The following is a 19120-nucleotide window of genomic DNA, read 5'->3' on the forward strand; positions in this document are numbered from 1 at the left end:
CCCGAGCGGCCCACCCCCCGGAACGCCCCCCACCCCGCCTGCCCGCATCGCGAAACCGGTTCCACCCACCGCCCCCTCCTCCCATACGCTTGTCCCGTGACCCCCGCGGACCTTTCCCTGACCGTGCTGCACGCCGTGCGCCGTGCGGTCGGTGAGGGTGCGCTGGGGGCGGGGACGCGGGTGCCCGAGCGGGTCAAGGTCGAGCGGCCGCGGCCCGGTGGGCGCGGGGACTGGGCCACCAGCGCCGCGCTCCAGCTCGCGGGCGCCGCCGGGCTGCCGCCCCGGCGGGTCGCCGAGATCCTGCGCGCGCGGCTCGAGACCGCACCCGGCGCCGAGAGCATCGAGCGCATCGACATCACCGGGCCCGGGTTCCTGAACTTCACCCTCGGCGGCGGCGACACCGAGCTGGTGCGGCGCATTCTCGCCGAGGGGGCGCGGTACGGGCACGGGGACGCCCTCCGCGGCCGTGTCGTCACCTTCGCGCCCGCCCACGAGCCCCGCGCCCGGCTCCTCACCGAGACCGTGGTGCGGCTGCTGCGCAGCCAGGGCGCGGACGCCACCGTCGGGGCCGGCGGGGCGGAGCGCCTGCGGCCGCTGCCCGCGTCGTACGACCCCGCGCGCACCGGGCACGACGCCGGCCGGTGGGCCCTCCTGCGGGCCGCCGCCCACGATCACCCCAAGCACGACGGGCTTCTCGTGCAGCGAGAGGGCAACCCCCTCTTCACCGTGCGGTACGCGCACGCACGAGCCCGCGCCCTCGTCCGCAACGCCGCGCAGCTCCACTTCAGCAGCGCGTACGAGGAGGACGTCCACGCCCCCGTCCTCCTCACCGCCCTCGGCGACCACCCCGCCGTTCTCGAAGCCGCCGCACGCCATCGCGCCCCCGATCGGGTCGCCCGGCACCTGGAGGCCATCGCCGACGCGCTCCTCGGGTTCCAGCACACCGTGCTGCCCCTCGGGGACGAGAAACCCTCGGCCGCCCACCGTTCCCGGCTCGCGCTCGCCGAAGCCGCCGGGACGGTGCTCGCCGGTGGCCTCTCCCTGCTCGGCATCAGCGCACCCGAACAGATCTGAAAGAGCCGACATGAGCCGTTCCGCACATCCCGCCGGGCCCCGTCACGCCGATGTCCTGCCCGAGGGTCACTACAGCGCCCCGCCCGCCGACCTCAACCGGCTCGACGAGAAGGTCTGGGCCCGGACCGTCGGCCGTGACGAGGAGGGCCGGGTGACCGTCGGCGGGCTCACCGTCACGGACCTCGCCGAGGAGTTCGGCACCCCGGCGTACTTCCTCGACGAGGCCGACTTCCGTGCCCGCTGCCGCGCCTGGGCCGAGGCCTTCGGCAAGGACGCCGACGTGTTCTACGCGGGCAAGGCGTTCCTGTCCCGGGCCGTCGTGCGGTGGCTCCACGAGGAGGGGCTCAACCTCGACGTCTGCTCCGGCGGCGAGCTGGCCACCGCCCTCGACGCCGGGATGCCGGCCGACCGCATCGCGTTCCACGGCAACAACAAGTCCGAGGCGGAGATCCGGCGCGCGGTGGAGGCCGGCGTGGGGCGGATCGTCCTCGACTCCTTCCAGGAGATCGTGCGCGTCGCCCACGTCGCCCAGTCGCTCGGCACCCGCCAGCGGGTGCAGATCCGGGTGACGGTCGGCGTGGAGGCCCACACGCACGAGTTCATCGCCACCGCGCACGAGGACCAGAAGTTCGGCATCGCGCTCGCCGGGGGACAGGCCGCCGAGGCCGTCCGGCGCGCGCTGAAGCTCGACGGCCTGGAGCTCGTCGGCATCCACTCGCACATCGGCTCGCAGATCTTCGACACCTCCGGCTTCGAGGTGGCGGCGCACCGGGTGGTGGGGCTGCTGAAGCAGATCCGCGACGAGCACGGCGTCGAGCTGCCGGAGATCGACCTCGGCGGCGGACTCGGCATCGCCTACACCCCGGACGACGACCCCCGGGAGCCGCACGAGATCGCCAAGGCCCTCAATGACATCGTGACCAGGGAGTGCGAGGCCGCCGGGCTCGCCACCCCGCGGATCTCGGTCGAGCCCGGGCGCGCCATCGTGGGCCCCACCGCCTTCACGCTCTACGAGGTGGGGACCGTGAAGCCGCTCGAAGGGCTGCGGACGTACGTGAGCGTCGACGGCGGCATGTCGGACAACATCCGTACCGCTCTGTACGACGCGGAGTACTCCGTCTCGCTCGTGTCGCGCACCTCCGACGCCGAGCCGATGCTCACCCGGGTCGTCGGCAAGCACTGTGAGAGTGGCGACATCGTGGTCAAGGACGCGTTCCTGCCGTCCGACCTGGCGCCGGGCGATCTGATCGCCGTACCGGCCACCGGGGCGTACTGCCGCTCCATGGCCAGCAACTACAACCACGCACTTCGCCCGCCCGTCGTCGCTGTCCGCGACGGTGAGGCGCGCGTGATCGTCCGGCGTGAGACGGAGGAAGATCTCCTGCGTCTCGATGTCGGCTGATGAAATAGATATCTCAGGATCCGGACGGGGGATAGAAACTCCCGTCCGGTGAGTGAGACTGGTTCGCACTCAAGCTGTAGAAGGAAACGAGGTCGGATGATGCGTACGCGTCCGCTGAAGGTGGCGCTGCTGGGCTGTGGAGTGGTCGGCTCAGAGGTGGCGCGCATCATGACGACGCACGCCGACGACCTCGCCGCGCGCATCGGCGCCCCGGTCGAGCTCGCCGGTGTCGCCGTCCGCCGGCCCTCCAAGGTGCGCGAGGGCATCGCGCCCGAGCTCATCACCACCGACGCCACGGCCCTGGTCAAACGGGGTGACATCGACGTGGTCGTCGAGGTCATCGGCGGCGTCGAGCCCGCTCGTACGCTGATCACCACCGCGTTCGAGCACGGCGCGTCCGTGGTCTCCGCCAACAAGGCGCTGCTCGCCCAGGACGGCGCGTCGCTCTACGCCGCGGCCGAGCAGCACGGCAAGGACCTGTACTACGAGGCGGCCGTCGCCGGCGCCATCCCGCTGATCCGGCCGCTGCGCGAGTCCCTCGCCGGCGACAAGGTGAACCGGATCCTGGGCATCGTCAACGGCACGACCAACTTCATCCTCGACAAGATGGACACGTCCGGCGCCGGCTACTCGGAGGCCCTCGACGAGGCCACCGCCCTCGGGTACGCCGAGGCCGACCCGACCGCCGACGTCGAGGGCTTCGACGCCGCCGCCAAGGCCGCCATCCTGGCCGGTATCGGCTTCCACACGCGCGTGCGCCTCGACGACGTGTACCGCGAGGGCATGACCGAGGTCACCGCCGCCGACTTCGCCTCCGCCAAGCGCATGGGCTGCACCATCAAGCTGCTCGCCATCTGCGAGCGGGCCGCCGACGGCGAGTCCGTCACCGCGCGCGTGCACCCCGCGATGATCCCGCTCAGCCACCCCCTGGCCTCGGTGCGCGGCGCCTACAACGCCGTGTTCGTGGAGGCCGAGGCGGCCGGGCAGCTGATGTTCTACGGCCCGGGCGCCGGCGGTTCGCCGACCGCGTCCGCCGTCCTCGGCGACCTCGTCGCCGTCTGCCGCAACCGCCTCAACGACGCGACGGGTCCCGGCGAGTCCGCGTACACCCAGCTGCCCGTGAGCCCCATGGGCGACGTGGTGACGCGGTACCACATCAGTCTCGACGTGGCCGACAAGCCGGGCGTCCTCGCCCAGGTCGCGACGGTCTTCGCCGAGCACGGCGTATCGATCGACACGGTGCGCCAGCAGGGCAAGGACGGCGAGGCCGACCTCGTCGTCGTCACCCACCGCGCGCCCGACGCCGCCCTCTCCGGGACCGTCGAGGCGCTGCGCAAGCTCGACACCGTGCGCGGTGTCGCCAGCATCATGCGTGTTGAAGGGGAGTAAGGACCCATGACCAGGACCCACCAGTGGCGCGGCATCATCGAGGAGTACCGGGACCGTCTTCCGGTCACGGACACGACGCCCGTCGTCACGCTCCGTGAGGGCGGCACGCCGCTCGTCCCGGCCCAGGTCCTCTCGGAGCGCACCGGCTGTGAGGTACACCTCAAGGTCGAGGGCGCGAACCCCACCGGGTCCTTCAAGGACCGGGGTATGACCATGGCCATCACCCGGGCCAAGGAGGAGGGCGCGCAGGCCGTCATCTGCGCCTCCACCGGCAACACCTCCGCCTCGGCGGCCGCCTACGCGGTCCGCGCGGGCATGGTCTCCGCCGTCCTCGTCCCCCAGGGCAAGATCGCGCTCGGCAAGATGGGCCAGGCCCTGGTGCACGGCGCGAAGATCCTCCAGGTCGACGGCAATTTCGACGACTGCCTCACCCTGGCCCGCGCGCTGTCCGACAACTACCCGGTGGCGCTGGTCAATTCGGTCAACCCGGTCCGTATCGAGGGCCAGAAGACCGCCGCCTTCGAGATCGTGGACATGCTGGGCGACGCCCCCGACATCCACGTCCTGCCCGTCGGCAACGCCGGCAACATCACCGCGTACTGGAAGGGCTACAAGGAGTACGCGGCGGACGGGCTGGCCACCCGCACGCCGCGTATGTGGGGCTTCCAGGCCTCCGGCTCCGCGCCCCTCGTGCGCGGTGAGGTCGTCAAGGACCCGTCGACCATCGCCACCGCGATCCGGATCGGCAACCCGGCCTCCTGGGACTTCGCGCTCGCCGCGCGCGACGAGTCGGGCGGCTTCATCGACGAGGTGACGGACCGTGAGATCCTGCGCGCGTACCGTCTGTTGGCCTCCCAGGAGGGCGTGTTCGTCGAGCCCGCCTCCGCCGCGTCCGTGGCCGGCCTGCTGAAGGCCGCCGAGCAGGGCAAGGTCGACCCCGGGCAGAAGATCGTCTGCACGGTCACCGGCAACGGCCTGAAGGACCCCGACTGGGCGGTCGCCGGCGCACCCCAGCCGGTCACCGTGCCCGTCGACGCGGCCACGGCCGCCGAGCGGCTCGGTCTGGCGTAACGCCGGACGGCGGGCCGCGGCCGGCCGGACCCCGTGTCCGGCCATCCGTGGCCCGCGGCGGGTCCCCGCGGGCGCGGCCTGGCGCGAAACAGGCGCAAGGGCTCGTCCGCCCGCACACCCGAAAGCCGTGGACCCGCACATCAACGGACAGAGGAGCACAGGAAGGCTCGCGACACGCATCGTGCGCCTCCTGTGCGCCCTATGTCGCGGCAGAACCTTCCTTCGATAGGCTGTACCGAAACCCGCCCCGCCGCATATGCCGCGGTGCTGTTGCCGTTGATGCCGCTGCGGCCCACGGGTCTTCGTACTTCTCAGCAAACCCCGTAGTCAGAACCAAGGAGAGTCATCGAGCGATGGCCGGTCCAGCGTTCCGCGCCGCCGCCGTCCGGGTGCGCGTTCCCGCCACCAGCGCCAATCTCGGCCCGGGCTTCGACGCCCTCGGCCTGTCGCTGGGGCTGTACGACGACGTCGTCGTCCGGGTCGCCGACTCCGGGCTGCACATCGACATCGCCGGCGAGGGCGCCGACACGCTCCCGCGCGACGAGAGCCACCTGCTCGTACGCTCCCTGCGCACGGCCTTCGACCTGCTCGGCGGGCAGCCGCGCGGCCTGGAGGTCGTGTGTGCCAACCGCATCCCGCACGGGCGGGGCCTGGGGTCCTCCTCGGCCGCCATCTGCGCCGGGATCGTCGCCGCCCGCGCGGTGACCATAGGCGGTGACACCCGCCTCGACGACGCCGCCCTGCTGGAGCTCGCCACCGAGATCGAGGGCCACCCCGACAATGTCGCCGCCTGCCTGCTCGGCGGCTTCACCCTGGCCTGGACGGAGGGCGGCGCTGCCCGGGCGATCAGGATGGATCCTTCGGATTCCATCGTTCCGGTGGTTTTCGTGCCCGGGAAGCCCGTGCTCACCGAGACGGCCCGCGGGCTGCTCCCGCGCACCGTCCCCCACGTGGACGCCGCCGTCAACGCCGGCCGTGCGGCCCTGCTCGTCGAAGCCCTGACCAGGCGTCCCGAGCTGCTGCTCGCCGCCACCGAGGACCGGCTCCACCAGGAGTACCGGGCCCCCGCGATGCCGGAGAGCATCGCGCTTGTGAACAGACTGCGCGCCGACGGCGTACCTGCAGTCATCTCCGGCGCGGGCCCCACGGTGCTCGCGCTGGCCGAGGACGGCGCGGCGGAGAAGGTCGCGCGACTGGCGGGCGAGGGCTGGGCTGCCAACCGGCTCGCTCTCGACGTCTCCGGAGCGAGTGTTCTGCCACTTGCTCCGTAGGACACGGATTGCCGGTGTTGGAGAGGGGGAATGTTTGTTGGAGCCGGTAGTGTTAACCTCAAGTCTGCACCCGACGTCTTTGTGGCGCGGTGCTGAGTGTCCCCATCCGGGACCACCATTCTTCCGGGAGCCTCCCCAACTGCCTGAGCAGCCTGCCTGAGCAGTTTCGAGCACGCTCCGGAACCGGCGCGCGACACCCCTCGCTCTTCCCAGGAGCGGGCCGAGCAGGGGGCCTCGGGCCGGACCCACGCACGTTTTTCTTCTCCGCCGTACCCGGCGGGACCACCGCCCCGACTCGGTCCGACAAGCAAGGACCGCTGTCGGACAGCACAACCGGTCGCCGAGCCAGATGGCCGACGTCCGCTCCAGGGAAGGACCCTTCGTGAGCGACACCACCGATCTGATGGGCGTGACTGCCGACAACAGTGTCGACACCGCCGCGCCCGCCGCAGGTGCTGCCACTGGCACCACCTCACGGCGCCGCCGCTCCGGCACCGGCCTCGAGGGCATGGTCCTGGCCGAGCTGCAGCAGGTCGCGTCCGGCCTCGGCATCAGGGGCACCGCGCGGATGCGCAAGAGCCAGCTGATCGAGGTCATCAAGGAGGCGCAGGCCGCCGGAGGCGGAGCCTCCGCCCCCAAGAGCGCCGATGCGGCCGAGACCAAGCCGAAGCGGCGTGCCACGTCCAAGGCCCGTACGGGTGAGGACACCGCCGAGAAGGCCGAGAAGGCCGCCGCCAAGGCCGACACCGCGGACAAGGCCCCCAAGACCGTCAAGGCCGGGCAGCCCGTCGCGCAGCAGCAGATCGAGATCCCCGGTCAGCCTGCTGGGGGCACCGCCCGCGGGAGCGAAGCCGAGCGCGGGGGAGACGACCAGCCCGCGGGCGAGCGCCGCCGCCGGCGTGCCACCGCGCCCGCCGGCAGCCCCGAGGGCGACACCCGCACCGAGGCCCGCGGCGACGTCCAGACGGACGTCCGCACCGAGGTCCGGACCGAGGCGCAGCCCGAGGCCGCCGTCGAGACCGCCGAGGGCGGCCGTCAGGGCCGCCGGGACCGTGGCGAGCGCGGGGAGCGGGGCGAGCGCGGCGACCGCCGTGACCGCCAGCGCGACCGCCGTGACCGCGGCAAGGGCGACGACCAGCAGGGCGGAGGCGGCCAGCGCCAGCAGCGCCAGGGCGGCCAGCAGGGCCAGAGCGGGCCGCAGGACGACTTCGACGACGAGGCGGGGGGCCGCCGGGGCCGCCGCGGCCGGTACCGCGACCGCCGGGGCCGTCGTGGCCGCGAGGACTTCGCCGGCGAGCCGCAGGTCTCCGAGGACGACGTCCTGATCCCTGTCGCGGGCATCCTGGACATCCTCGACAACTACGCGTTCATCCGGACCTCCGGCTACCTGCCCGGCCCGAACGACGTGTACGTCTCGCTCGCCCAGGTCCGCAAGAACGGCCTGCGCAAGGGTGACCACGTCACCGGCGCCGTGCGCCAGCCGAAGGAGGGCGAGCGCCGCGAGAAGTTCAACGCGCTGGTCCGCCTGGACTCCGCGAACGGCATGGCCGCCGAATCCGGCCGCGGCCGCCCGGAGTTCAACAAGCTGACCCCGCTCTACCCGCAGGACCGGCTCCGTCTGGAGACCGACCCGGGTGTGCTGACCACGCGGATCATCGACCTCGTGTCGCCGATCGGCAAGGGCCAGCGAGGCCTGATCGTGGCCCCGCCGAAGACCGGCAAGACCATGATCATGCAGGCGATCGCCAACGCGATCACCCACAACAACCCCGAGTGCCACCTGATGGTCGTCCTGGTCGACGAGCGTCCGGAAGAGGTCACCGACATGCAGCGGTCGGTCAAGGGCGAGGTCATCTCCTCGACCTTCGACCGCCCGGCCGAGGACCACACCACCGTCGCCGAGCTGGCCATCGAGCGCGCCAAGCGTCTCGTCGAGCTGGGTCACGACGTGGTCGTCCTGCTGGACTCGATCACCCGTCTGGGCCGCGCGTACAACCTCGCGGCGCCCGCCTCCGGCCGCATCCTGTCCGGTGGTGTCGACTCGACCGCGCTCTACCCGCCGAAGCGCTTCTTCGGTGCCGCGCGCAACATCGAGGACGGCGGCTCGCTGACCATCCTGGCCACCGCGCTGGTCGACACCGGCTCGCGCATGGACGAGGTGATCTTCGAGGAGTTCAAGGGCACCGGCAACATGGAGCTCAAGCTCGACCGGAAGCTCGCCGACAAGCGCATCTTCCCGGCCGTCGACGTCGACGCGTCCGGTACGCGCAAGGAGGAGATCCTGCTCGGCAGCGAGGAGCTGGGCATCGTCTGGAAGCTGCGCCGGGTGCTGCACGCGCTCGACCAGCAGCAGGCGATCGAGCTGCTGCTCGACAAGATGAAGCAGACGAAGTCGAACGCCGAGTTCCTGCTGCAGATCCAGAAGACGACCCCGTCGTCCGGCAACGGCAACGACTGACGTCGCCTCAGATCACACCGCGGAAGCCCCGTCACTGCTGTGGCGGGGCTTCCCGGTTTTTTCACACATTCCCCACCTGCCGCTGGTCAATGGGTAATTGACAGGCGTAACATCAGCGCGTTCAGGTGGGGGGTTCCGCCGCGCAGTGCCGGCCGAGGCCAGGGGGGTTTCCGGCGCGCTGCCCGATGCTCAGTGATGCCCCGCCACCCGTCATGGATTCTCCGGTGGGGCGGTCGCGCTCTGCCGGGTCGACCCAAGGGGTTAACTCAGTGCAGATACGCACTCGCGGCGGCCGGCACCGGCGCCGTATGACACTGGCGCTGCCGGCCGTGGCCGCGGTCGTCGCGCTGGCGGGCGCGGGCATCGCCTTCACCGGCTCGGACTCCGCGCAGGCGGACGAGATCCCGAGCGTCAGCAGCGTCGCGGCGCAGGGCGAGAAGTCCCCGTCCGACCAGGAGCTCGCCCAGCGCGCGGCCCGCGCGATGAAGGCCGACGCCAAGAGCCAGCGGACGCTCGGCAAGAAGCCCGAGGCGGAGAGCAGCGAGAGCAGCGAGAGCACGGCGCCCAGCGCCCGCATCATCGGCGGCTCGACCACCACCATCTCGGCCGCGCCGTGGATGGCGCAGCTGCACTTCTGGGACAGCACCGGCGCCGGCTACTTCTGCGGCGGCACCGTGATCGCCCCCACCAAGATCCTCACCGCGGCGCACTGCGTCCAGGGCATCCAGTGGAACCCGAACGGTGTCGTCATCACGGGCACCGACAAGCTGCCCACCGGCGAGGACCTGCACGGCGGCACGCCGTACGAGGTCGTCCGGCAGTGGCACCACCCGCAGTACAACCCGTACACGCTCGACAACGACGTGGCCGTGCTGACGCTCGCCGAGCCCACCACGGTCCGGCCGCTGCCGCTCGCCCAGCCCACCGACGGTTCGCTGTACCAGGCGGGCCTCGACGGCAAGGTCTACGGCTGGGGCCGCACCAGCTCCACCAACCCCGACAGCGCCTCGCCGACGCTGAAGGTCGCCGACGCCGACATCGTCTCCGACACCAGCTGCGCGGCCGCCTACCAGAGCGGCTTCGTCAAGGGCCACATGCTCTGCGCGGGCGACCCGCCCACCGGCAGCGACGCCACCACCGAGACCACCTGCAACGGTGACTCCGGCGGCCCGCTGGTCGTCGGCGGCAAGCTCGTCGGCGTCGTCTCGTGGGGCGACGAGGACTGCTCCGCGGTCGGCAAGTACGGCGTCTACGCCAAGGTCTCCACGTACTCGGCGCCCGTCCAGTCGCGCGTCGACGACACCAATTGGAACGGCGACCACACCGCCGACCTGCTGGCCCGCCGCACCTCGGACTCCACCCTCTTCGGCTGGACCTCCAAGGTCACCTCGCTCGCCCGCACCCAGAACCTCGGCTACTTCGGCGGCGTCACGCTGGCCCTGCAGACCGACCTCGACCGTGACGGCATCCAGGACGTCCTGACCCGCTACAACGGGGACATCTACTGGGACCACTACAACCGCGCGACCGGTCAGGGCGAGAGCAAGCTCGTCGCAAGGGGCTGGGGCAAGCACAAGCAGATCCTGACTCCCGGCGACGTCACCGGCGACGAGCTGGCCGACATCATCGCCGTCGACTCGGTCGGCACCATGCGGATCTACCCCGGCCGCGGCAACGGCGCCTTCCTGGCCCCCGTCACGGTCGGCACCGGCTACGGCACGTTCACGATGATGCGCGGCCACGGTGACTTCACCAACGACGGCAAGGCCGACATCTTCGCCCGCTACTCCGACGGCAGGACCTACCTCTACAAGGGCACCGGCGTCGCCACCAAGCCGTTCGCCGCGCCCGTCCTGGTCGGCGCCTTCGGCTCCATGAACGCGCTCGTCACCACCGGCGACGTCAACAGCGACGGCGTCGCCGACCTCCTCGCCCGCGACACGGCCGGCAAGATGTGGCTGTACCCGGGCAACGGCCGGGGCGGGTTCCTGACCCGCAAGGACTTCGGCACCGGCTGGCAGGCCTACAACCTGTTCGGCTGACGCCCCCGGCGGGACGCGCCCGGCTCCCGTTCCGCCCCGGAAGGGCGGTGCGCGGTGGGATCTTCACCACAACCGGTGAGGATCCCGCCGTCCGGACCGTGCCCCGCGCCGTACGGCGAAAACACAGGTGAGACCCCTTCTGTGCCCATCGTGCACCGCACGGTGGGCACAGTGCGTTCTCTCAAGGAGTTCTTAGAACCCTGTGCAACCCTTTCGGTCGCTCCGCCGTCTGACCAGGTGTTCGGACAACCTCGACAAACCGTGCCTGATCACCACGGCTGGGGGTAACGGAGAACCGCGAGGACTGAGGAGACCATGGCCGAGCAGGGCACCAGGACCAGCCGAATACGCGCCACCGGACGCCGCCGCAAGGCCCCCGGGAAGCGCACGCCCCTCACCGTCGCCGCCTGGACCGCGGCAGGGCTGGTGCTGGTCGGCGGATCCGGACTCGGTTATGTCTACTTCAAGCTCAACGGCAACATCCAGAGCGTCGACATCAACGCGCAGTTGGGCGACGACCGCCCGCAGAACCTCGACAACGGTTCCATGGACATCCTCGTCCTGGGCTCCGACTCCCGCTCCGGCGCCAACGGCGCGTACGGCCGGGACGAGGGCGCCGCCCGCTCCGACACGGCGATGATCCTGCACGTCTACGAGGGCCACAAGAAGGCCAGTGTCGTCTCCGTGCCGCGCGACACGATCATCGAGCGCCCCGACTGCACCGACAGGTCCGGCGCGGCCGTCCCGGGCCGGCGCAAGGCGATGTTCAACACGGCGTACGAGGTCGGCGGCCCCGCCTGCGCCGTCAAGACCGTCGAGAAGATGTCCGGCATCCGCATGGACCACTACATCGAGGTCGACTTCAGCGGCTTCAAGAAGCTCATCGACGAACTCGGCGGGGTGGAGATCACCACCACCAAGCCGATCAAGGACAAGAGCAGCCACCTCGACCTGGCCGCCGGGCCCCACACCCTCACCGGCGAGCAGGCCCTCGGCCTCGTCCGCACCCGCAAGGGCGTCGGCGACGGCAGCGACCTCGGCCGAATACAGCTCCAGCAGGCCTTCATGAAGGCCTTCATCGAGCAGGCGAAGAGCGTCGGCGTCTTCACCAGCCCGAAGAAGCTGTGGGACCTCGCCGACACCGCCACCAGGGCCATCAAGCCGGACTCGGAGCTCGACAGCGTCAAGGAGCTCGCCGACTTCGCCGGCGGACTGAAGCAGCTCGGCGCCGACGACGTCCACATGATCACGCTGCCGGTGCGGTACGACCCCGCCGACCTCAACCGCGTCGTCCCGCTGAAGAACCAGTCCCAGCAGGTCTGGGCCGCCCTCCGGGCCGACCGTCCGATCCCCGCGTCCGCCACCGCGGACACCGCGAAGGGGCAGGCCGACGGGGTCGTGAAGTAGTCGCTCGGCCGGCCCGGAATACATCCCGGCCGACCCCGGTTTTGGGAGATACGGCCGGTCCTGGCAGACTGGTACGTCGGCCCCGGTTCACGCACGCGCATCCCGCCCGTGCGACCCGGTGCCCTCCCGAAACTAGGAGACACCTTGAAGCGCGACATCCACCCCGAGTACGTCGAGACGCAGGTCAGCTGCACCTGTGGCGCGTCGTTCACCACCCGTAGCACGATCCAGGGCGGCAACATCCGTGCCGAGGTCTGCTCCGAGTGCCACCCGTTCTACACGGGCAAGCAGAAGATCCTCGACACCGGTGGCCGTGTGGCCCGCTTCGAGGCCCGCTTCGGCAAGAAGGCTGCCGGCTCCGCCAAGTAGCGAGCCACTGCGCCGGTCTCCGGCCGCCCCGCGCGTCGGGGTGGCCGGGACCGGCGCTTTGCCGTCTTCCACAGCAGCCCTTTCGCGAAAACCAGGAGCCCCCGATGTTCGAGGCGGTCGAGGAACTGATCGGCGAGCACGCCGATCTCGAGAAGAAGCTTGCCGACCCTTCGGTCCACGCCGACCAGGCCAACGCCCGCAAGCTCAACAAGCGCTACGCCGAGCTGACCCCGATCGTCGCCACGTACCGCTCCTGGAAGCAGACCGGCGACGACATCGAGACCGCCCGCGAGTTCGCCGCCGCCGACCCCGACTTCGCCGCCGAGGTCAAGGAGCTGGAGAAGCAGCGGGAGGAGCTCACCGACAAGCTGCGCCTGCTGCTCGTCCCCCGCGACCCCAGCGACGACAAGGACGTGATCCTGGAGATCAAGGCGGGTGCGGGCGGCGACGAGTCGGCCCTGTTCGCCGGCGACCTGCTGCGCATGTACCTGCGGTACGCCGAGCGCGTCGGCTGGAAGACCGAGATCATCGACTCCACGGAGTCCGAGCTCGGCGGCTACAAGGACGTCCAGGTCGCCGTGAAGACCAAGGGCGGCAACGGTGCCACCGAGCCCGGCCAGGGCGTCTGGGCCCGGCTGAAGTACGAGGGCGGGGTGCACCGCGTGCAGCGCGTGCCCGCCACCGAGTCGCAGGGCCGCATCCACACCTCCGCCGCCGGTGTCCTGGTGACGCCCGAGGCCGAGGAGATCGACGTCGAGATCCACGCCAACGACCTGCGCGTGGACGTCTACCGGTCCTCCGGACCCGGTGGCCAGTCCGTCAACACCACCGACTCCGCGGTCCGGATCACCCACCTGCCGACCGGCATCGTCGCCTCCTGCCAGAACGAGAAGAGCCAGCTCCAGAACAAGGAGCAGGCCATGCGTATCCTGCGCTCCAGGCTGCTCGCCGCGGCCCAGGAGGAGGCCGAGAAGGAGGCCGCGGACGCGCGCCGCAGCCAGGTCCGAACGGTCGACCGGTCCGAGAAGATCCGTACGTACAACTTCCCGGAAAACCGGATCTCGGACCACCGGGTGGGCTTCAAGGCGTACAACTTGGACCAGGTGCTCGACGGGGAACTCGACGCCGTCATCCAGGCGTGCGTCGACGCCGACTCCGCCGCCAAACTGGCCGCCGCGCAGTGACCACGGCCCGGCCGGCCGGCACACACGTCCCGTAAGACCCCTGCAGCTCTCGGAGGACCAAGGTGAACCTGCTGCTTGCCGAGGTGGCCCAGGCCACCCAGCGGCTGGCCGACGCCGGCGTGCCCTCACCGCGCTTCGACGCGGAGGAGCTCGCCGCGTTCGTGCACGGCGTCAAGCGGGGAGAGCTGCACAACGTCAAGGACGCCGATTTCGACGCCCGTTACTGGGAGGCCGTCGCCCGCCGCGAGGCGCGCGAGCCGCTGCAGCACATCACCGGGCGGGCCTTCTTCCGCTACCTGGAACTCCAGGTCGGCCCCGGTGTCTTCGTGCCGCGCCCGGAGACCGAGTCGGTCGTCGGGTGGGCCATAGACGCCGTCCGCGCGATGGACGTCGTCGAGCCGCTCATCGTCGACCTGTGCTCCGGCTCCGGCGCCATCGCGCTGGCCATGGCCCAGGAGGTGCCGCGCTCCCGCGTGCACGCCGTGGAGCTGTCCGAGGACGCCCTGGTATGGACCCGGAAGAACGCCGAGGGATCCAGGGTCACCGTCCACCAGGGCGACGCCCTGACGGCGCTGCCGGAGCTCGACGGCCAGGTCGACCTGGTCATCTCCAACCCCCCGTACATCCCGCTCACCGAATGGGAGTACGTCGCGCCCGAGGCCCGCGACCACGACCCGGAGATGGCCCTCTTCTCCGGCGAGGACGGCCTCGACACCATCCGCGGGATCGAACGCACCGCGCACCGCCTGCTGCGCCCCGGCGGCCTCGTCGTCGTCGAGCACGCCGACACCCAGGGCGGCCAGGTGCCGTGGATCTTCAACGAGGAGGCCGGCTGGGCGGACGCCGCCGACCACCCCGACCTGAACAACCGCCCGCGCTTCGCCACGGCCCGCAAGGCGATGCCGTGAGTTCCCAGACTGTGTACGTGTACGAGGAGGCCCGCTAAATGGCTCGGCGATACGACTGCAACGACGCGACCGACCGCACGACCGGCCTGCGTGAAGCCGCGTCCGCCGTCCGCCGCGGCGAGCTCGTCGTGCTGCCCACCGACACCGTGTACGGGATCGGTGCGGACGCCTTCAGCGCGGAGGCCGTCGCCGACCTGCTGCAGGCCAAGGGGCGCGGCCGGAACATGCCCACCCCGGTCCTGATCGGCTCCCCGAACACCCTGCACGGCCTGGTCACCGACTTCTCCGAGCAGGCGTGGGAGCTCGTCGACGCCTTCTGGCCCGGTGCGCTGACGCTCGTGGCCAAGCACCAGCCGTCGCTCCAGTGGGACCTCGGGGACACCCGTGGCACCGTCGCGATCCGCATGCCGCTGCACCCGGTCGCCATCGAGCTGCTGACCGAGGTCGGTCCGATGGCCGTCTCGTCGGCCAACCTGACCGGTCACCCGGCGCCCGAGGACTGCGACGCCGCGCAGGGCATGCTCGGCGACTCCGTCTCCGTCTACCTGGACGGCGGCCCGACCCCGGGCATCGTCCCCTCGTCGATCGTCGACGTCACCGGCAAGGTGCCGGTCCTGCTGCGTGCGGGCGCCCTGGACGCGGACGAGCTGCGCAAGGTGGTACCCGACCTCGAGGTGGCGAATTGACCGCCCCTGAGGGGCGTGGCATAGGCACGGAGAACGTGTTCCGCATCCTCCACGTCAGCACCGGCAACGTCTGCCGCTCGCCGATCACCGAGCGGCTGACCCGCCATGCCCTGAGCGACCGCCTCGGCGACCGGCTCGGCGGCGGCCTGATCGTGGAGAGCGCCGGCACCTGGGGCCACGAGGGCGCCCCGATGGAGGCCAACGCCGAAACGGTCCTCGCCGACTTCGGCGCGGACGCCTCCGGCTTCGTGGGCCGTGAACTCCTCGACGAGCACGTGATCCGCGCGGACCTGGTCCTCACCGCGACCCGCGACCACCGGGCCCAGGTCATCTCGATGGGCCACTCCGCGGGCCTGCGGACGTTCACCCTGAAGGAGTTCACCCGCCTCGTCCGGGCCATAGACCCGGCCACGCTGCCGGACCCCCTGAGTGACGGCATGGTGGAGCGCGCGCGTGCGCTGGTGCGCGCGGCGGCCGCGCTGCGGGGCTGGCTGCTGGCTCCGTCGGCGGAGGCCGACGAGGTGAACGACCCGTACGGCGCGCCGATCACCTTCTTCCGTTCGATCGGCGACGAGATCAACCAGGCGCTGGATCCCGTGGTGACGGCGCTGACGGGCGTCTCCGCACGGCGCTGACCGGGCGGGGTGCCCGCCCGTGGGTGACCGGCTTCGCCGGACGAGTCCGGCGCAGCGGCCCGACGCCTGGGAGGCCCCCAGGGGCCGAGCAGTGCGGGGGCGCGTCGGGAAGGGGCGCGACCAGGCGCTGGATCCCCTGGTGACGGCGCTGACGGCCGTTCCCGCACGGCGGTAGGTGCGGGGGCACCGGAGGGATTCCGGGGCGACTGACGGGCGTACGGACGGGTGCGGGCCTACATTGGAGCTGACGGGGCCCGCCCACGCATGGAGCCACAGATGCCGGTCACCGCTGCTGCCGCCGACGCGCGTGTCTCCGCGTACGCGGATGCCGAGGCCCTGCGACGGCAGGACCCCGAGATCGCCGACGTGCTCGAGGGGGAGTCGCGCCGGCAGGCCGACAGCCTGCAGCTGATCGCCGCCGAGAACTTCACCTCGCCCGCCGTGCTCGCCGCCCTCGGATCGCCGCTCGCCAACAAGTACGCCGAGGGGTATCCCGGCGCCCGGCACCACGGCGGGTGCGAATTCGTGGACGTCGCCGAGCGGATCGCCGTCCGGCGGGCCACCGCCCTCTTCGGCGCCGAGCACGCCAACGTCCAGTCGCACTCCGGCTCGTCCGCGGTGCTCGCGGCGTACGCGGCGCTGCTGCGGCCGGGGGACACGGTCCTCGCCATGGGACTGGCCCACGGCGGGCACCTCACCCACGGCTCCCCGGCCAATTTCTCCGGCCGCTGGTTCGACTTCGTGCCCTACGGCGTCGATGAGGAGTCCGGCCTCATCGACTACGACCAGGTGCGCGACCTCGCGCACGAACATCGGCCGAAAGCGATCGTCTGCGGGTCGATCTCGTACCCCCGCCACATCGACTACGCGGAGTTCCGGGAGATCGCCGACGAGGTCGGTGCCTGCCTCATCGCGGACGCGGCCCATCCGATCGGGCTGGTCGCCGGCGGAGCCGCGCCCAACCCCGTGCCGTACGCGGACGTCGTCTGCGCCACGACCCACAAGGTGCTGCGCGGCCCGCGGGGCGGGCTCATTCTGTGCGGTGCCGAGCTCGCCGAGCGCATCGACCGCGCGGTGTCCCCGTTCACCCAGGGCGGCGCCCAGATGCACACGATCGCCGCCAAGGCGGTCGCCTTCGGGGAGGCGGCAACGCCGGCGTTCTCGGCGTACGCCCATCAGGTGGTGGCGAACGCGACGGCGCTGGCCGAGGCACTCGCCGGCCATGGCTTCGCCCTCACCACCGGCGGCACCGACACCCATCTGATCACCGCCGATCCCGGCCCCCTGGGCGTCGACGGCCGTACCGCCCGCGCCCGCCTCGCGTCCGCCGGGCTGGTGCTGGACACGTGCGCCCTGCCGTACGGGGACGCGCGCGGCATCCGGTTCGGCACGGCTGCGGTGACGACGCAGGGAATGGGCCGCCCGGAGATGGAGAAGATCGCCGGGCTCTTCCGCGAGGCGCTGTCGGACGACCCCGACGCGGCTGGAAAGGTCCGGCCGCGGGTGCGTGAACTGGCCGAGCGATTTCCACCGTATAGGGGGTAGAAGAACGGCCTCGCAACCGCCGGCGGCATCCGGATGTCCTCAACCATGTGGACGGCGGAGCTAGGGTGTGGGGCTGAGATGGCCAGCGATTCCTGTGGGGCAGCCCGTGCGTGATTACCTGCTGACGCTCTGTGTCACGGCCGCGGTGACCTATCTGCTGACCGGTCCGGTGCGGAAGTTCGCCATCGCGGCCGGAGCGATGCCGGAGATCCGCGCCCGCGACGTGCACCGAGAACCGACGCCGCGGCTCGGCGGCATCGCCATGTTCTTCGGACTGTGCGCGGGGCTGCTGGTCGCGGACCACCTGCAGAACCTCAACAGCGTCTTCGCGCTGTCGAACGAGCCGCGCGCGCTGCTCTCCGGCGCCGCCCTGATCTGGCTGATCGGTGTCCTCGACGACAAGTTCGAGATCGACGCCCTGATCAAGCTCGGCGGACAGATGATCGCCGCCGGTGTGATGGTGATGCAGGGTCTGACCATCCTGTGGCTGCCCATCCCGGGTGTCGGCACCGTCGCGCTGACCCAGTGGCAGGGCACCCTCCTGACGGTCGCGCTGGTGGTCATCACGATCAACGCCGTGAACTTCGTCGACGGCCTCGACGGCCTCGCCGCCGGCATGGTCTGCATCGCCGCCGCCGCGTTCTTCCTGTACGCCTACCGGATCTGGTACGGCTACACGATCGAGGCCGCCGCCCCCGCCACCCTCTTCGCCGTGATCCTGATGGGCATGTGCCTGGGCTTCCTGCCGCACAACATGCACCCCGCGCGGATCTTCATGGGCGACTCCGGCTCGATGCTGATCGGCCTGGTGCTGGCCGCCTCAGCGATCTCGATCACCGGCCAGGTGGACCCGGACGCGTTGAAGATCTTCGAGGGCTCGACCCGTCAGGCCACCCACGCCGCGCTGCCCGTCTTCATCCCGCTGCTGCTGCCGCTGACGATCATCGCGATCCCGATGGCCGACCTGATCCTCGCCATCGTGCGCCGCACCTGGAACGGCCAGTCGCCGTTCGCGGCCGACCGCGGCCATCTGCACCACCGGCTTCTGGAGATCGGGCACTCGCACAGCCGGGCCGTGCTGATCATGTACTTCTGGTCGGCGCTGATCGCCTTCGGGACGCTGGCCTACTCCGTGCACTCGGCGTCGATGTGGATCGTGCTGGTGATCGTGGCGCTGAGCGCGATCGGTCTGGTGCTCCTGCTGCTGCCGCGGTTCACACCGCGCGCCCCGCGCTGGGCGGAGTCGTTCGTCCCGCCGCGCTACCGCCGCCGGAAGGTGCGGCCGCAGCCGGTCGCGCCGCTCGCCGCGCACGACGACACAGAGGCGGCCGGGGCGGGGACGACGGCGGAGGAGGAGCGCGTACCGGTCCCGGCCGGGGTCAACGGGGCTACCGCTATCGGTGCCCGTACCCGCTTCCCCGACCGGCGGAAGGCCGGAACGCGCGGTTGACGAAAACCCCAGCGGGGGTCAATAGCAGACAAAGGTCCCCGCTGTCTTGCACACACGCGCAGTGTCACTCTCATGTGTGAGAGTCAGCACACCCCAGGGTAAAGACCTATTCAAATAGTTTGTGATACGGTTCACGAGACCCGGCGACAGCGCCGAAGAACCGTAGTGCGACGGTTCATCGGCCCCGAGATGCGCCTCGGACCGGGCTTACGCTCGTCCATGACGACAC

General features: G+C 71.2%; 15 protein-coding genes. All 15 read left to right on the top strand.

The window, feature by feature from the left end; translation table 11 throughout:
- The first annotated feature begins 96 nt into the window (after positions 1 to 96).
- The 15 genes from nrtL (at position 97) to ACY34K_RS05860 (ending at position 18891) form a co-directional block, all read left to right on the top strand.
- Positions 97 to 1074, top strand: coding sequence for an ArgS-related anticodon-binding protein NrtL (gene nrtL / locus ACY34K_RS05790; RefSeq protein WP_462744393.1), 978 nt, complete (start codon positions 97 to 99; stop codon positions 1072 to 1074).
- A 10-nt stretch (positions 1075 to 1084) separates the two neighbouring features.
- The gene (gene lysA, locus ACY34K_RS05795) at positions 1085 to 2476 is read left to right on the top strand and encodes a diaminopimelate decarboxylase (RefSeq protein WP_462744395.1); all 1392 of its coding nucleotides are present in this window, start codon (positions 1085 to 1087) and stop codon (positions 2474 to 2476) included.
- Positions 2477 to 2575: 99 nt separating this feature from the next.
- The gene (locus ACY34K_RS05800) at positions 2576 to 3865 is read left to right on the top strand and encodes a homoserine dehydrogenase (protein ID WP_462744788.1); all 1290 of its coding nucleotides are present in this window, start codon (positions 2576 to 2578) and stop codon (positions 3863 to 3865) included.
- Positions 3866 to 3871: 6 nt separating this feature from the next.
- Positions 3872 to 4936: a threonine synthase gene (gene thrC, locus ACY34K_RS05805; RefSeq protein ID WP_462744397.1), complete on the top strand. Its 1065-nt coding sequence runs from the start codon at positions 3872 to 3874 to the stop codon at positions 4934 to 4936.
- A gap of 353 nt (positions 4937 to 5289) precedes the next feature.
- Positions 5290 to 6207, top strand: a complete 918-nt coding sequence (gene thrB, locus ACY34K_RS05810; RefSeq protein ID WP_462744399.1) for a homoserine kinase — start codon at positions 5290 to 5292, stop codon at positions 6205 to 6207.
- Positions 6208 to 6589: 382 nt separating this feature from the next.
- Positions 6590 to 8665 (top strand): transcription termination factor Rho, encoded by a 2076-nt coding sequence (gene rho, locus ACY34K_RS05815; RefSeq protein WP_462744401.1) that lies wholly within the window; start codon positions 6590 to 6592, stop codon positions 8663 to 8665.
- A gap of 308 nt (positions 8666 to 8973) precedes the next feature.
- Positions 8974 to 10707, top strand: coding sequence for a trypsin-like serine protease (locus ACY34K_RS05820; protein ID WP_462744790.1), 1734 nt, complete (start codon positions 8974 to 8976; stop codon positions 10705 to 10707).
- A gap of 315 nt (positions 10708 to 11022) precedes the next feature.
- On the top strand, positions 11023 to 12114 hold the full coding sequence (locus tag ACY34K_RS05825; protein WP_462744403.1) for an LCP family protein: 1092 nt from the start codon (positions 11023 to 11025) through the stop codon (positions 12112 to 12114).
- A 144-nt stretch (positions 12115 to 12258) separates the two neighbouring features.
- Positions 12259 to 12483, top strand: a complete 225-nt coding sequence (gene rpmE, locus ACY34K_RS05830) for a 50S ribosomal protein L31 (protein WP_355362886.1) — start codon at positions 12259 to 12261, stop codon at positions 12481 to 12483.
- A 104-nt stretch (positions 12484 to 12587) separates the two neighbouring features.
- Complete coding sequence (gene prfA, locus ACY34K_RS05835) at positions 12588 to 13667, top strand: peptide chain release factor 1 (RefSeq protein ID WP_462744405.1); 1080 nt, start codon at positions 12588 to 12590, stop codon at positions 13665 to 13667.
- A gap of 62 nt (positions 13668 to 13729) precedes the next feature.
- Complete coding sequence (gene prmC, locus ACY34K_RS05840) at positions 13730 to 14575, top strand: peptide chain release factor N(5)-glutamine methyltransferase (protein WP_366127359.1); 846 nt, start codon at positions 13730 to 13732, stop codon at positions 14573 to 14575.
- Between the two features lie 38 nt (positions 14576 to 14613).
- Complete coding sequence (locus tag ACY34K_RS05845) at positions 14614 to 15261, top strand: L-threonylcarbamoyladenylate synthase (protein ID WP_462744408.1); 648 nt, start codon at positions 14614 to 14616, stop codon at positions 15259 to 15261.
- Complete coding sequence (locus tag ACY34K_RS05850; RefSeq protein ID WP_462744410.1) at positions 15258 to 15896, top strand: arsenate reductase/protein-tyrosine-phosphatase family protein; 639 nt, start codon at positions 15258 to 15260, stop codon at positions 15894 to 15896. Before ACY34K_RS05845 ends, ACY34K_RS05850 begins: the two co-directional genes overlap by 4 nt.
- A 276-nt stretch (positions 15897 to 16172) precedes the next feature.
- Positions 16173 to 17441 carry a serine hydroxymethyltransferase gene (locus ACY34K_RS05855; RefSeq protein WP_462744412.1) on the top strand — a complete coding sequence of 423 codons (1269 nt, stop codon included), beginning with the start codon at positions 16173 to 16175 and terminating at the stop codon, positions 17439 to 17441.
- Between the two features lie 106 nt (positions 17442 to 17547).
- Complete coding sequence (locus tag ACY34K_RS05860) at positions 17548 to 18891, top strand: MraY family glycosyltransferase (RefSeq protein WP_462744414.1); 1344 nt, start codon at positions 17548 to 17550, stop codon at positions 18889 to 18891.
- The last annotated feature ends 229 nt before the right edge of the window (positions 18892 to 19120 follow it).

The organism is Streptomyces sp. STAM6, assembly GCF_054963715.1.

Coding starts and splice junctions, on each gene's coding strand:
- ACY34K_RS05855 (WP_462744412.1), top strand. CDS start 16,173: ATGCCGGTCACCGCTGCTGCCGCCGACGCGCGTGTCTCCGCGTACGCG.
- thrB (WP_462744399.1), top strand. CDS start 5,290: ATGGCCGGTCCAGCGTTCCGCGCCGCCGCCGTCCGGGTGCGCGTTCCC.
- ACY34K_RS05800 (WP_462744788.1), top strand. CDS start 2,576: ATGCGTACGCGTCCGCTGAAGGTGGCGCTGCTGGGCTGTGGAGTGGTC.
- lysA (WP_462744395.1), top strand. CDS start 1,085: ATGAGCCGTTCCGCACATCCCGCCGGGCCCCGTCACGCCGATGTCCTG.
- thrC (WP_462744397.1), top strand. CDS start 3,872: ATGACCAGGACCCACCAGTGGCGCGGCATCATCGAGGAGTACCGGGAC.
- prfA (WP_462744405.1), top strand. CDS start 12,588: ATGTTCGAGGCGGTCGAGGAACTGATCGGCGAGCACGCCGATCTCGAG.
- ACY34K_RS05845 (WP_462744408.1), top strand. CDS start 14,614: ATGGCTCGGCGATACGACTGCAACGACGCGACCGACCGCACGACCGGC.
- ACY34K_RS05820 (WP_462744790.1), top strand. CDS start 8,974: ATGACACTGGCGCTGCCGGCCGTGGCCGCGGTCGTCGCGCTGGCGGGC.
- ACY34K_RS05825 (WP_462744403.1), top strand. CDS start 11,023: ATGGCCGAGCAGGGCACCAGGACCAGCCGAATACGCGCCACCGGACGC.